The organism is Pseudomonas nitroreducens NBRC 12694 (genome assembly GCF_002091755.1).
GTDB classification, from domain to species: Bacteria; Pseudomonadota; Gammaproteobacteria; order Pseudomonadales; family Pseudomonadaceae; genus Pseudomonas; species Pseudomonas nitroreducens.
Genome location: NZ_BDAI01000007.1, coordinates 67,208 through 78,746 on the forward strand (window position 1 = coordinate 67,208; position 11,539 = coordinate 78,746).

General features: G+C 65.8%; 13 protein-coding genes. 9 read left to right on the plus strand and 4 right to left on the minus strand.

Translation table 11 applies throughout. The features are described from left to right. Positions 1–112 precede the first annotated feature (112 nt). The 3 genes from PNI01S_RS18800 to PNI01S_RS18810 all read left to right on the plus strand — a co-directional run bounded on the left by PNI01S_RS18800 (position 113) and on the right by PNI01S_RS18810 (position 3,227). Positions 113–1,033 carry a LysR substrate-binding domain-containing protein gene (locus PNI01S_RS18800; RefSeq protein ID WP_037012812.1) on the plus strand — a complete coding sequence of 307 codons (921 nt, stop codon included), beginning with the start codon at positions 113–115 and terminating at the stop codon, positions 1,031–1,033. Positions 1,034–1,081: 48 nt separating this feature from the next. Then, positions 1,082–1,990 carry an AraC family transcriptional regulator gene (locus PNI01S_RS18805; protein WP_037012811.1) on the plus strand — a complete coding sequence of 303 codons (909 nt, stop codon included), beginning with the start codon at positions 1,082–1,084 and terminating at the stop codon, positions 1,988–1,990. A gap of 184 nt (positions 1,991–2,174) precedes the next feature. Then, positions 2,175–3,227, plus strand: a complete 1,053-nt coding sequence (locus PNI01S_RS18810) for a phosphorylcholine phosphatase (RefSeq protein WP_084358796.1) — start codon at positions 2,175–2,177, stop codon at positions 3,225–3,227. A 150-nt stretch (positions 3,228–3,377) separates the two neighbouring features. On the opposite strand, the gene PNI01S_RS18815 is transcribed toward PNI01S_RS18810, so the two are convergent. Together PNI01S_RS18815 and PNI01S_RS18820 are read right to left on the minus strand one after the other, a co-directional pair. Beyond that, positions 3,378–4,181, minus strand: coding sequence for a TlpA disulfide reductase family protein (locus PNI01S_RS18815; protein ID WP_024762089.1), 804 nt, complete (start codon positions 4,179–4,181; stop codon positions 3,378–3,380). Between the two features lie 82 nt (positions 4,182–4,263). Next, positions 4,264–5,712 carry an aminotransferase-like domain-containing protein gene (locus tag PNI01S_RS18820; RefSeq protein WP_038803555.1) on the minus strand — a complete coding sequence of 483 codons (1,449 nt, stop codon included), beginning with the start codon at positions 5,710–5,712 and terminating at the stop codon, positions 4,264–4,266. A gap of 184 nt (positions 5,713–5,896) precedes the next feature. Between PNI01S_RS18820 and PNI01S_RS18825 the strand changes: the two genes are divergently transcribed. Together PNI01S_RS18825 and PNI01S_RS18830 are read left to right on the plus strand one after the other, a co-directional pair. Continuing rightward, on the plus strand, positions 5,897–6,127 hold the full coding sequence (locus PNI01S_RS18825; protein ID WP_024762090.1) for a DUF1127 domain-containing protein: 231 nt from the start codon (positions 5,897–5,899) through the stop codon (positions 6,125–6,127). 28 nt (positions 6,128–6,155) lie between these two features. Beyond that, positions 6,156–6,644: a RidA family protein gene (locus PNI01S_RS18830; RefSeq protein WP_024762091.1), complete on the plus strand. Its 489-nt coding sequence runs from the start codon at positions 6,156–6,158 to the stop codon at positions 6,642–6,644. On the opposite strand, the gene PNI01S_RS18835 is transcribed toward PNI01S_RS18830, so the two are convergent. Both PNI01S_RS18835 and PNI01S_RS18840 read right to left on the minus strand, forming a co-directional pair. Next, positions 6,641–8,131, minus strand: a complete 1,491-nt coding sequence (locus tag PNI01S_RS18835) for a YifB family Mg chelatase-like AAA ATPase (protein ID WP_024762092.1) — start codon at positions 8,129–8,131, stop codon at positions 6,641–6,643. The two genes, PNI01S_RS18830 and PNI01S_RS18835, sit on opposite strands and share 4 nt — an antisense overlap. Positions 8,132–8,170: 39 nt before the next feature. Continuing rightward, positions 8,171–8,443 (minus strand): accessory factor UbiK family protein, encoded by a 273-nt coding sequence (locus PNI01S_RS18840; RefSeq protein ID WP_024762093.1) that lies wholly within the window; start codon positions 8,441–8,443, stop codon positions 8,171–8,173. Positions 8,444–8,846: 403 nt separating this feature from the next. Here PNI01S_RS18840 and glnK point away from each other — a divergent pair, with 403 nt between their 5' ends. From glnK to sutA, 4 genes are all read left to right on the plus strand, one after another. Continuing rightward, the gene (gene glnK, locus PNI01S_RS18845; protein ID WP_003457590.1) at positions 8,847–9,185 is read left to right on the plus strand and encodes a P-II family nitrogen regulator; all 339 of its coding nucleotides are present in this window, start codon (positions 8,847–8,849) and stop codon (positions 9,183–9,185) included. A 41-nt stretch (positions 9,186–9,226) separates the two neighbouring features. Then, positions 9,227–10,561, plus strand: a complete 1,335-nt coding sequence (locus tag PNI01S_RS18850) for an ammonium transporter (RefSeq protein ID WP_037011554.1) — start codon at positions 9,227–9,229, stop codon at positions 10,559–10,561. Between the two features lie 106 nt (positions 10,562–10,667). Next, positions 10,668–11,093, plus strand: coding sequence for a secondary thiamine-phosphate synthase enzyme YjbQ (locus PNI01S_RS18855; RefSeq protein ID WP_024762094.1), 426 nt, complete (start codon positions 10,668–10,670; stop codon positions 11,091–11,093). Positions 11,094–11,171: 78 nt separating this feature from the next. Continuing rightward, a complete protein-coding gene (gene sutA / locus PNI01S_RS18860; RefSeq protein ID WP_024762095.1) occupies positions 11,172–11,504 on the plus strand; it encodes a transcriptional regulator SutA in 333 nt (110 codons plus the stop codon). The last annotated feature ends 35 nt before the right edge of the window (positions 11,505–11,539 follow it).

Below are 11,539 nucleotides of genomic sequence, written 5' to 3' on the forward strand. Positions count from 1 at the left end.
GCCGCATCGATAGGAATGGCCCATTCTCCGGCCGTTATGGACGCGGGCACAAAAGGAAAAATGCGATGCCATCCATGAGTCATACTCATGTTTAAGACAGCCGGAGCCCGCCATGAACCGCCAGTTGCCGCCCCTTTACGCCCTGCGCGCCTTCGAGGCTGCCGCGCGGCACGCGTCCTTCACCCGCGCCGCCGAGGAATTGGCGATCACCCAGAGCGCGGTGAGCCGGCACATCAAGACCCTGGAAGAACACTTCGCCTGCCGGCTGTTCCAGCGCCGCGGCCGCCAGCTGGAGCTGAGCGAAACCGCACGGATGCTGCTGCCCGGCCTGCGCGACGGCTTCGATGCGCTGGAGCGCGCCTGCGCCAGCCTGCGCGCGGACGAAGGCGTACTGCGGCTGAAGGCGCCGTCCACCCTGACCATGCGCTGGTTGCTGGCGCGGCTGAGCAAGTTCCGCATGCAGAACAGCGATATCGAGGTGCAGCTGACCAGTGCCTGGATGGACGTGGATCGCGTCGACTTCGTGCATGAGCCCTTCGATTGCGCGGTGCTGCTGAGCTCGGGGCACTTCCCGCCGGACTGGGAGGCCGCCTTGCTGTTTCCCGAATGGCTGATTCCCGTCGGCTCGCCCGCGCTGCTGGCGGATGGCCCCTGGGACGCCGAGCGGCTGGCCGGCGCCGAACTGCTGCACCCCACCCCCGACCGTCGCGACTGGCGGCGCTGGTTGCAGCGCATGGGCCTGGGGGAGCAGGTCTCGCTCAAGGGCGGACAGGTATTCGATACCCTCGAGCTGGGCATAGTCGCTGCGACCCGCGGCTACGGTGTTTCCATCGGCGACCTGGTGATGGTCGCCGAGGATGCCAATCAGGGCCGCCTGGCACTGCCCTGGCCCAGTGCCGTCGCCAGTGGCGAGAGTTACTACCTGGTCTGGCCCCGCGCACGCCGAGACCAGGGGCGCCTGCGGCGGCTGCGCGAATTCCTCCAGGCGGAGATGCAGGCGATGCAGATGCCAGCGGTGGACTACTTCGAATGACCTGTCGCTGCGGATAATCTGTCAGCCGTTGCCTTCGCCGGGAATCCCATGAACTCCATCGACCACCTCATCCAGCTCGCTGGCCTGCGCGGCAGTCTCGACCTGCGTTGCCGCTTCCTCGGCGACTGGGCGCTGGACCACGAGCCCTTGCCCGAGGGGACGGCGCAGTACCACGTGGTGCTGTCCGGCAGCTGCCGGGCGGAAATGCCCGACGGACAGGCCCTGGACCTCGAGGCAGGCGACGTACTGGTCCTTCCCGACGGTGCAGCCCACCTGTTGCGCAGCCAAGGCGCTCGGGTGGCCGCGCAGTCGCCGGAAGTCCACGAGGCGGGCCTGTTGCCGGTCCATCGCCTTGGCACGGGCGAAGGCGAGCTGGACATGCTTTGCGGCAGCTTCCATTACCAGCGCGGCTCGCTGCTGATCGGCTCCTTGCCGAGCGTCCTGAAGGTGTCCTGCCAGGACAATGGACTGGGCGATGCCGTGGCCGCGCTGGTCGGCCTGCTGCGCGCCGAGGCTGACGGCAACCAGGCCGGTGCGCGCTTCCTGGTCGATGCATTGTCCTCGGCGCTGTTCACCCTGATCCTGCGCGTCTACCTGCAGGAGCACACCCCCAGCAGCGGCACCCTGGCATTGCTCGCCGACAGGCGCCTGAGCCGCGCCTGGCAGGCCATGCTCGACGATCCTGCCCACGAATGGACCATCGAGGCCCTGGCCGAACGGGCGAACATGTCCCGCGCCACTTTCACGCGCCTGTTCACCCAGGTTGCCGGGCGGTCGCCCTGGGCGCTGCTGACCACAGTGCGCATGGAACTGGCCTACCGCCTGCTGAGCACCTCGCAGCTGCGCCTCTGCGACATTGCCGCCCAGGTCGGCTACCAGTCCCAGGCCTCCTTCACCAAGAAGTTCAGGGACACCTACGGCGAGGCCCCCGGCCGCCTGCGCCGTGCGGTGAACTAGACCAGTCGTCGCTGCCGGCAAAGCCGCGTGGCGCGTATGGATATGTCCTGCCGCCTTCGCGACGGTTCGCGTCGCTGCCGTCGCAGAGCTGAAACAGCGCTTTGCTAGGGTCATTGCTGGACTAGTCCAGCGAGGGCCCGTTTCGGGCCTTCCCCATTCCAACAACACCACTCGGGGGAATTCCATGAAGCCCATGCGCACCTTGCTCGCCGGCCTGATCCTGGCCGGCCTCGCCAGCACCACGTTTGCCGCCACTGAGCTGAAGCACTGGCCGGCGCCCGCCGCCAAGCAGCTCGACGCCTTGATCGCTGCCAATGCCAACAAGGGCGCCTTCGCGGTCTTCGACATGGACAACACCAGCTACCGCTACGACCTCGAGGAATCGCTGCTGCCCTTCCTGGAAATGAAAGGCGTGCTGACCCGCGAGAAGCTCGATCCCTCACTCAAGCTGATCCCCTTCAAGGACGTGAACGGCCACAAGGAAAGCCTCAACAGCTACTACTACCGCCTCTGCGAAGTCGACGACCTGGTCTGCTACCCCTGGGTCGCCCAGGTGTTCTCCGGCTTCACCCTCAAGGAGCTCAAGGGCTATGTCGACGAGCTGATGGCCTACGGCAAGCCGGTGCCCAGCACCTATTACGAAGGCGATGTGGTCAAGACCCTCTCGATCAACCCGCCCAAGGTCTTCACCGGCCAGACCGAGCTGTACAACAAGCTGATGGAGAACGGCATCGAGGTCTATGTGATGACCGCCGCCCATGAGGAACTGGTGCGCATGGTCGCCAGCGATCCCAAGTACGGCTACAACGTGAAGCCGGAGAACGTCATCGGCGTCACCACCCTGCTCAAGGACCGCCAGAGTGGCGCGCTGACCACCGCGCGCAAGCAGATCAGCGAGGGCAAGTACGATCCCAAGGCCAACCTGAACCTGGAAATCACCCCCTACCTGTGGACTCCGGCGACCTGGATGGCCGGCAAGCAGGCGGCGATCCTCACCTATATCGACCAGTGGAAGAAGCCCATCCTGGTCGGCGGCGATACGCCCAGCAGCGACGGCTACATGCTGTTCAACGGAACCGCCGAGAACGGCGTGCACCTGTGGATCAACCGCAAGGCCAAGTACATGGACCAGCTCAACGGCATGATCAAGAAGAATGCCGAAGCTCAGGCCAAGCTCGGCCAGCCGGTGACCGCCGACAAGAACTGGGTGATCGTCACGCCGGAGGAGATCCAGTAAGCAGTAAGCGCTTAGCGCTTTTGCACGAGTTGGCTTCGTCCGCGATAGGCTCGTATCGCGCCGGGCCCCATCGCGGACGGAGTCCACTCTTGCGCCATTCCCCTGCTCTGGCCTCCCAGCCGCTTACGAATTCGCGGCTTTTACTGTGGGTCAGTCCTTGAGCTGGCCCAGCCCGTACTCCAGGCTGGCAGCAGAAAGCTCGCCCATCTGGCTGTGCTTCAGGCGCCCCTGGGCGTCGTAGAACAGGGTGGTGGGCATGCCGTAGGAACCGGTGAGCTGGCCCAGGCGGTTGCCGCTGTCGAGCAATACTGCCGCTTCGCTCAGGCCCTGGTCGCGCAGGAAACGCTGCACGGCTTCGGCGTTCTCACCCTGGTTGACCAGCAGGAAGCGCACATCACTGCGCTGCTTCTGGGCGGCCTCCAGCACCGGCATTTCGCGCCGGCACGGTGGGCACCAGGTGGCCCAGAGGTTCACCACCATGGGCCGGCCATCCCGCGCGCGCAGGTCCACGGCCGCCCCGCGCAAGTCCATCACCGTGAGTTCGGGAAGCTGCTGGCTGCGATCCAGCGCCGAAGTCACTGCCTTGCCGCCGCCCCACAGGCATACGCCGACCACGGCGGCGACGGCCAGCGGGCGACGCAGTGCGGCCCTGCGCCAGGCCAGCACGGCGCCGATCAGCGCAGCGGCGATCACGCCCGGTAGCGCGAGAAACCCGCCATCGCGGATATCCACAATGCTCAGGGGCGTCGCCGCGTACTGCTCGGCATAGCGCGCAACGAATGCCAGCCGTGCCACCAGCAGGCCGCCGAGGAACATGGCGAACAGCGCACCTTCTGGATTGGCGCCGCGCCTGCGCCCGGCCAGCCAGCCGGCCAGCAGCGCACCGAAGAAGCCGAGGTAGAGCAGGACGTGGGGCAGGGGAATGGCCAGTGGGCCGAGGGTCAGACTGGTCAAGGCAGGAGCCCGGCAAAAGGAAACCAAGGTACAGCAGGGCGCGGCCATGCGGCAGCGCCGGGCTGTGGATAAATGTTTCGCCTCAGGCCGGCAGCGGCTCCGCTTGCTGCTCGCGCAACTCGGCGGTGAGCCGCCCGGCGCAGGCGCCGACCTTGCGCACGGCCGCTTCGATCAGCGGCAGGTCGCGGTTGGAGTAGTTCATGCGGATGCAGTTGCGGTATTTGCCCGAGGCGGAAAAGATGTTGCCCGCCGCTACCTGTACGTTGTCGCGGCGCAATTCGTGGTTCAGCCGCACGCTGTCGAACTGCGGGTCGAACTCGACCCAGAGCATGAAGCCGCCGCGCGGCCGGGTGACTCGCGCGCCTTCGGGGAAGTAGCGGCCGACCCACTCGGTCATCAGGTCGCGGTGGCGCTGGTACTGCGCGCGCATGCGGCGGATGTGCGGCTCGTAGTGGCCGCCGCCGACGAACTCGGCCAGGGCCATCTGCGGCTGCGGCGCGCAGGTGCCACTGGCGATGTACTTGAAGTGCAGGATGCGATCCAGGTAGCGCCCCGGTACCACCCAGCCGGTGCGCAGGCCGGGCGCGACCGTCTTGGAGAAGGAGCTGGCCAGCAGGACGCGGTCGTCGGTGTCGAAGGACTTGATGCTGCGTGGGCGCGGGAAGGCGTAGGCCAGTTCACCGTAGACGTCGTCCTCGAGGATCGGCACGTCGTAGCGCGCGGCCAGCGTCAGCAGGGCGCGCTTACGGGCGTCGGGCATGATGTAGCCCAGCGGATTGTTGCAGTTGGGGGTGAGCAGGATCAGCTTCACCGGCCACTGTTCCATCGCCAGTTCCAGCGCTTCCAGGCTGATGCCATTGGTGGGGTCGGTGGGAATTTCCAGCGCCTTCAGGCCATACGCCTTGAGCGCCTGCATGGCGCCGTGGAAGCTCGGCGAGTCGATGGCGATGATGTCCCCCGGTTCGCAGATGGCGCGCAGGGTGATGGCCAGCGCTTCCTGGCACCCGGTGGTGATGACGATCTCGCTGGGCGGCACCTGGCAGCCGGAGTCGAGCATCAGCCGGGCGATCTGCTCGCGCAGCGGCAGCGAGCCCTGGATGCCTTCGTAGCCCAGGCTCTGCAGGTCGGTCCGCCGCGCGGCATGCACCATCGCGCGTTGCAGCGGCTTGAGCGAAGGGCTGGCGATATCCGGCGTGCCGCGCCCGAGCTGGACGAAATCGCCGCCCGGCGCGCGGCGCACCTGTTCCAGAACCTGGTCCCACTGCGACACATCCACCGGCCGCTGTGCCGGGCGAGTCATCGCCGGCATCGGCGGCAGTTCGCGACGTTCCGGCACGAAGTAGCCGGACTTGGGCCGCGGCTCCACCAGGCCGTCATCTTCCAGTACGCGATAGGCCTGCTGCACGGTGCTGATACTGACGCCATGTTCTTCGCTTAGCGCGCGCACCGAGGGCAGGCGGTCGCCAGGGCGATACAGGCCTTGCTCGATGCGTTCGCCGAGGGTGGCGGCCAACTGCGCGTAGCGTTTCATGACAGATCTCCCGTGCCGGGTTGGTTCGGCTCGATGCAGTACAGATCGGGAAAAAATACGCCATTCAGACCGATTTCGCCCAGTTCTGTATGGAAAAAACTTTGTCGTGTTGAATCTGTAATGATTTTCCCCGATTCGTCACGCTTGCCCCACGTCCGAGGAACCCGACTGGAGGAGTGACGACATGAGCGGCCTGAGCGATGTGCGGCTGACCCTTTATCAACAGGAACTGCTGGAGATCCCCGGCACCCGCGTGGCGCCGCGTGAGCACGGCGAAAGCCGCTGGCAGCAGTTCTGGCGCCGCGTGCGCACCCGCAAGCAACTGCTGGAGCTCTCCGACGAGCAATTGCGCGACATCGGCATCAGCCGCGAGCAGGCGAAGCTGGAAGCGATGCGGCCATTCTGGCGCTGCTGATCACCTCCAGACCAATCAGGGAGCACTTATGAGCGAGACGCGCGCTGCTGCGTTTGAACGGATTGCCGCCGAGCTCGGCTACGACTTCAGCGGTGAAATGAAGATCGGTGGCAACTACGTGCCTTTCCTCATCGAGGGAAACCAGGTGCACCTGAGCGGGCAGATTCCGCGAGTAGGCGATGAAATCGTCGTCACCGGTCGGGCGGGCAGTGAGGTGTCGCTGGCCGACGCCCAACGGGCCGCCAAAGTCTGTGTGATGCGGGCGCTGGCGCTGCTGCGACAGGCGCTGGGGGATCTCGAGCGGGTGCGCAAGGTGCTGCAGCTCAATGTGTTCGTGCAGTCGGCGGAGCACTTTACCCAGCACAGCGAGGTGGCCGACGGCGCCTCGGCAGTCCTGTATGAGGTGCTGGGCGTGGCCGGTGTGCACACGCGCACGTCGGTCGGCGTCTATCAGTTGCCGAAGAATGCGACGGTCGAGCTGAATCTCCTCGTCATCGCCGAGGGCCTGCCGCGCTAGTGCCCCGCACGGTATTGCAGCGCTTCGGCCAGGTGCGGGCGCGCGATGCGGTCTTCCTGCTGCAGGTCGGCAAGGGTGCGGGCGACCTTGAGAATCCGGTGCAGGGCGCGCAGTGACAGGTTCAGGCGTTCGCCGGCCTTTTCCAGCCAGGCCTGGTCTTCCGGGCTTAATGCACAATATTGGTGCATTTTCTTCAGCGTAAGAAACGCGTTCGCGCAGCCCTGGCGGGCGAGTTGGCGCTGGCGGGCAGCGGCGACCTGAGTGGCCAGTTCCGCGCTGCTGGTGCTGGGCCCGCTGGGGGCAAGGGTGGTGCTTTCACGGTTGACGGTGAGGTGCAGGTCGATGCGGTCCAGCAGCGGCCCGGAGAGCTTGGCGCGGTAGCGCTGGATCTGTTCCGGCGAACAGCGGCAACGGCCGCTGGGGTCGCCGAGATAGCCGCAGGGGCAGGGGTTCATCGCTGCCACCAACTGGAAGCGTGCCGGGAAGCGCACACGGCCGCTGGCGCGGGCGATGACAATTTCGCCCCCTTCCAGCGGTTCGCGGAGAACCTCCAGGACCTTGCGATCGAACTCCGGCAATTCATCCAGGAACAACACACCCTCGTGCGCCAGTGTGATCTCGCCCGGCTGCGGGCGGCTTCCCCCGCCGACCAGCGCCGGCGCGGAGGCGGTGTGGTGCGGTTGTCTGAAGGGGCGCTGTGGCCAGTGAGTCAGCGGCCCGCGACCTGCCACGGAATGGATCGCCGCAACCTGCAATGCCTCGTCTTCGTTCAGCGGCGGCATCAGACCGGGCAGGCGGCTGGCGAGCAGGGTCTTGCCGGTGCCGGGCGGACCGCTGAACAGCAGGTTGTGCGCCCCGGCAGCGGCGACCAATAGCGCGCGCTTGGCGGCGGCCTGGCCCTGGACTTCCGACAGGTCCGGATAGGGCGGCGTCACCCGCATCAGGCCGTTCGCCTCATAAGGACGCAGTCGCTCCTGGCCGCTGAAGTGCGCGGCCAGTTCCAGCAGGTGGCCGACGGCATAGACGGTCAGGCCGCTGGCGAGGCTGGCCTCTTCGGCGTTCTCCTTCGGCACCACCAGGGCGCGGCCGGCGGCGCGGGCAGCCAGGGCGGCGGGTAGTACTCCGGGGACCGGGCGCAAAGTGCCGGACAGCGCCAGTTCGCCCAGGCATTCCAGTTCATCCAGCCCGGCAGCGTCGGCCAATTGGCCGCTGGCGGCGAGGATGCCCAGGGCAATGGCCAGGTCGAAGCGCCCGCCATCCTTCGGCAGGTCGGCCGGGGCGAGGTTCAGGGTGATGCGTCGGTTGGGGAAATCGAAGCCGGCGTTGAGCAGGGCGCTGCGCACGCGGTCCTTGCTCTCTTTCACGGCGCCTTCGGGCAGGCCGACCAGGGTCAGGGAAGGCAGGCCGTTGGCCAGGTGTGCCTCGACGATGACGCCGGGCGCTTCCACGCCGACCTGGGCGCGGCTATGGACGATGGCGAGGGACATGGATCACTCCTGGATCGCATGCCGCCCGCCAGGAGGGGATTACTCGGCGGGTTCGGCGGCGGGCGGCGAGAGCTTGGCTTCCATTTCCGCGACCTTGGCTTCCAGCGCCTCGAGGCGCGCGCGGGTACGGGCGAGGACGACCATCTGGCTGTCGAATTCGTCGCGGCTGACCAGGTCGAGCTTGCTGAAGGCGCTCTGCATCAGAACCTTGAACTGGGCTTCCAGCTCGGCCTTCGGCAGGGGCGATTCGCCACCGAACAGACGTCCGGCTTGTTGGCTGATGGCATCGAGGAAGGCTTTGGGCGGCAGCATGGTTCATGGGTTCCGGATTGAATCAGAGCGCAGTCTATCACGCAGCCGCCGCCGGCTGCGGCGTGCGGGGTTGCACGCTTTTTGAGCAGTGTGCCCGCCCGCCGTGCGCGCTTTCGGTGCGCCCGGGCGGCGCTGGCGAATCGCCAGAAACTCCTTTTTTAAGCCAAGTGCCTGATGGCGCGGGCATTTCCACGAACTGGCAAGCTTCATGCTTTGGGGCATACATGGCGTGCACCGATGCAGTTCCGGTGCGGCAGGCGAGGCAGGGGATCGCTTCGATCAACGCAGTCGGAGTGCTGAGGTAGGGCGGCCGGCGCATTACAAAAGCCAGACACTGCGCTTAGACTTGTCTCCGGGTTCGTTCTTCCTGGGGCGGGTCCACCAAAACACGGGAGAGAGTTACATGAAGCTAGTCACAGCCATCATCAAGCCGTTCAAGCTGGACGACGTTCGTGAGTCGCTGTCCGAGATCGGCGTGCAGGGCATCACTGTGACCGAAGTCAAAGGCTTCGGCCGGCAGAAGGGCCACACCGAGCTGTACCGTGGCGCGGAATACGTTGTCGATTTCCTGCCGAAGGTGAAGATCGATGTCGCCATTGCCGATGACCAGCTGGATCGTGTTATCGAAGCCATCACCAAGGCCGCCAACACCGGGAAGATCGGTGACGGCAAGATCTTTGTCGTAAATCTGGAACAGGCCATTCGTATCCGTACCGGCGAAACCGGCACCGACGCGATCTAAGCCAAGCCCACACCGAACCCCACGCCCCAGGAGAAACAACAATGACTCTGCGCAAATACGCAGGGCTAGGCGCCCTATTGCCCCTCGCAATGCCCGGTCTGGCCTTGGCCGACGAGGCTGCGGCCCCCGTCCTGAACAGCGGTGACACCGCCTGGATGCTGATTTCCAGTGCCCTGGTGCTGCTGATGACCATCCCCGGCCTGGCCCTGTTCTACGGCGGCATGGTGCGCGCCAAGAACGTCCTGTCGATCATGATGCAGTGCTTCGCGATCACCGCGCTGATCAGCATCCTCTGGGTCGTCTACGGCTACAGCCTGGCCTTCGATACCGTCGGTATGGAGAAGGGCGTGGTCAACTTCGCCTCCTTCGTCGGCGGCCTGGACAAGGCCTTCCTCAGTGGCCTGACCAGCACCGGCCTGACCTCTGCCGCGGCGCTGTTCCCGGAAAGCATCTTCGTGATGTTCCAGATGACCTTCGCGATCATCACTCCGGCCCTGATCGTCGGCGCCTTCGCCGAGCGCATGAAGTTCTCGGCCATGCTGATCTTCACCGCGCTGTGGTTCACCCTGGTCTACGCACCGATCGCCCACATGGTCTGGAGTGGTGACGGCGGCCTGCTGTGGGACTGGGGCGTGCTGGACTTCGCCGGTGGCACCGTGGTGCACATCAACGCCGGTATCGCCGGCCTGGTGGCGTGCATCGTATTGGGCAAGCGCAAGGGCTACCCGACCGCTGCCATGGCACCGCACAACCTGGGCTACACCCTGATCGGCGCCGCGCTGCTGTGGGTGGGCTGGTTCGGCTTCAACGCCGGTTCCGCCGCTGCTGCCAACGGCACTGCCGGCATGGCCATGCTGGTCACCCAGATCGCCACCGCCGCCGCCGCCCTGGGCTGGATGTTCGCCGAGTGGATCACCCACGGTAAGCCGAGCGCCCTGGGCATCGCTTCGGGTGTGGTTGCCGGCCTGGTGGCCATCACCCCGGCCGCCGGTACCTGCGGCCCGATGGGCGCCATCGTGATCGGCCTGGCGGCCGGCGTGATCTGCTTCTTCGCCGCTACCAGCCTCAAGCGCGCCGTCGGCTATGACGACTCCCTGGACGCCTTCGGCGTGCATGCGGTCGGCGGTATCGTCGGCGCCCTGCTCACCGGCGTGTTCGCAGCGCCGGCCCTGGGCGGCTTCGGCACCGTGACCGACATCGGCGCGCAGCTGTTCACCCAGTTCAAGGGCGTGGCCTTCACCATCGTCTACACCGGTATCGTCAGCTTCGTGATCCTCAAGGTCCTGGACCTGGTCATGGGCCTGCGCGTCACCGAGGAAGAGGAAACCGTGGGTCTGGACCTCTCCCTGCACAACGAACGCGGCTACAACCTGTAAGGGTTCGCGCAAGTTCGACGAAGGGCGCCCTCGGGCGCCCTTTGCTTTTTCGATCAGCACGCTAGAATGCGCGCGCATCACCGTTAGCGACGGAGAAGTGCCCGCCATGTGGCAGCAGAAGTCCATCACCCTGCGCCCTCGCCCGCGAGGTTTCCACCTGGTCACCGACGAGATCCTGGCCGCGTTGCCGGAGCTGTCGAAGTGCCGGGTAGGCCTGCTGCACCTGCTGTTGCAGCACACCTCCGCCTCGTTGACGGTCAACGAGAATGCCGATCCCTCGGTGCGTCGCGATTTCGAGCGGTTCTTCAATCGCCTGGTGCCCCAGGGTGAAGGCGGCTACGAGCATGACTACGAGGGGCCGGATGACCTTCCGGCGCATTTCAAGTCGAGCCTGCTGGGCTGTCAGCTGACGCTGCCGATACAGCAGGGAGGCTTGGCAATGGGCACCTGGCAGGGTATCTATCTGGGCGAGCACCGTGACCACGGCGGCCCGCGCAGGATAGTGGCGACCTGGCAGGGCGAGCTTGTATGAATTTTTTCCGGCGGCGTTCGTCAAAGCGCGCAGCTGGGCTATAACTAACGTGCTTTGCAGCACCACAGAGGTTGAACGATGAGCGACGAAGAACTGGAACAGGACGAGCTGGACGGCGCTGACGAGGATGATGGCGAAGAGCTCGCCGCAGCCGACGACGGCGACGCCGAAGCAGACAGCGGCGATGGGGATGAAGCCCCTTCTTCCAAGGGCGGTGGCAAGAAAGCCAAGGCCGCCGCAGAAGAAGAGGAACTGCCCTCGGTCGAAGCCAAGCAGAAGGATCGTGACGCACTGGCCCGCGCTATGGAGGAGTTCCTCAATCGTGGTGGCAAGGTGCAGGAGATCGAACCCAACGTCGTGGCCGACCCGCCCAAGAAGCCGGATAGCAAATACGGCAGCCGCCCTATCTGATATCTGACGCAATACGAAAAGCCCCGTCGCTCCGT

What these genes read in the sequence shown, in the direction of transcription:
- PNI01S_RS18805 (WP_037012811.1), top strand. Translation starts at nt 1,082, where the DNA reads ATGAACTCCATCGACCACCTCATCCAGCTCGCTGGCCTGCGCGGCAGT.
- glnK (WP_003457590.1), top strand. Translation starts at nt 8,847, where the DNA reads ATGAAGCTAGTCACAGCCATCATCAAGCCGTTCAAGCTGGACGACGTT.
- PNI01S_RS18840 (WP_024762093.1), bottom strand. Translation starts at nt 8,443, where the DNA reads ATGCTGCCGCCCAAAGCCTTCCTCGATGCCATCAGCCAACAAGCCGGA.
- sutA (WP_024762095.1), top strand. Translation starts at nt 11,172, where the DNA reads ATGAGCGACGAAGAACTGGAACAGGACGAGCTGGACGGCGCTGACGAG.
- PNI01S_RS18850 (WP_037011554.1), top strand. Translation starts at nt 9,227, where the DNA reads ATGACTCTGCGCAAATACGCAGGGCTAGGCGCCCTATTGCCCCTCGCA.
- PNI01S_RS18820 (WP_038803555.1), bottom strand. Translation starts at nt 5,712, where the DNA reads ATGAAACGCTACGCGCAGTTGGCCGCCACCCTCGGCGAACGCATCGAG.
- PNI01S_RS18855 (WP_024762094.1), top strand. Translation starts at nt 10,668, where the DNA reads ATGTGGCAGCAGAAGTCCATCACCCTGCGCCCTCGCCCGCGAGGTTTC.
- PNI01S_RS18835 (WP_024762092.1), bottom strand. Translation starts at nt 8,131, where the DNA reads ATGTCCCTCGCCATCGTCCATAGCCGCGCCCAGGTCGGCGTGGAAGCG.
- PNI01S_RS18800 (WP_037012812.1), top strand. Translation starts at nt 113, where the DNA reads ATGAACCGCCAGTTGCCGCCCCTTTACGCCCTGCGCGCCTTCGAGGCT.
- PNI01S_RS18810 (WP_084358796.1), top strand. Translation starts at nt 2,175, where the DNA reads ATGAAGCCCATGCGCACCTTGCTCGCCGGCCTGATCCTGGCCGGCCTC.
- PNI01S_RS18825 (WP_024762090.1), top strand. Translation starts at nt 5,897, where the DNA reads ATGAGCGGCCTGAGCGATGTGCGGCTGACCCTTTATCAACAGGAACTG.
- PNI01S_RS18830 (WP_024762091.1), top strand. Translation starts at nt 6,156, where the DNA reads ATGAGCGAGACGCGCGCTGCTGCGTTTGAACGGATTGCCGCCGAGCTC.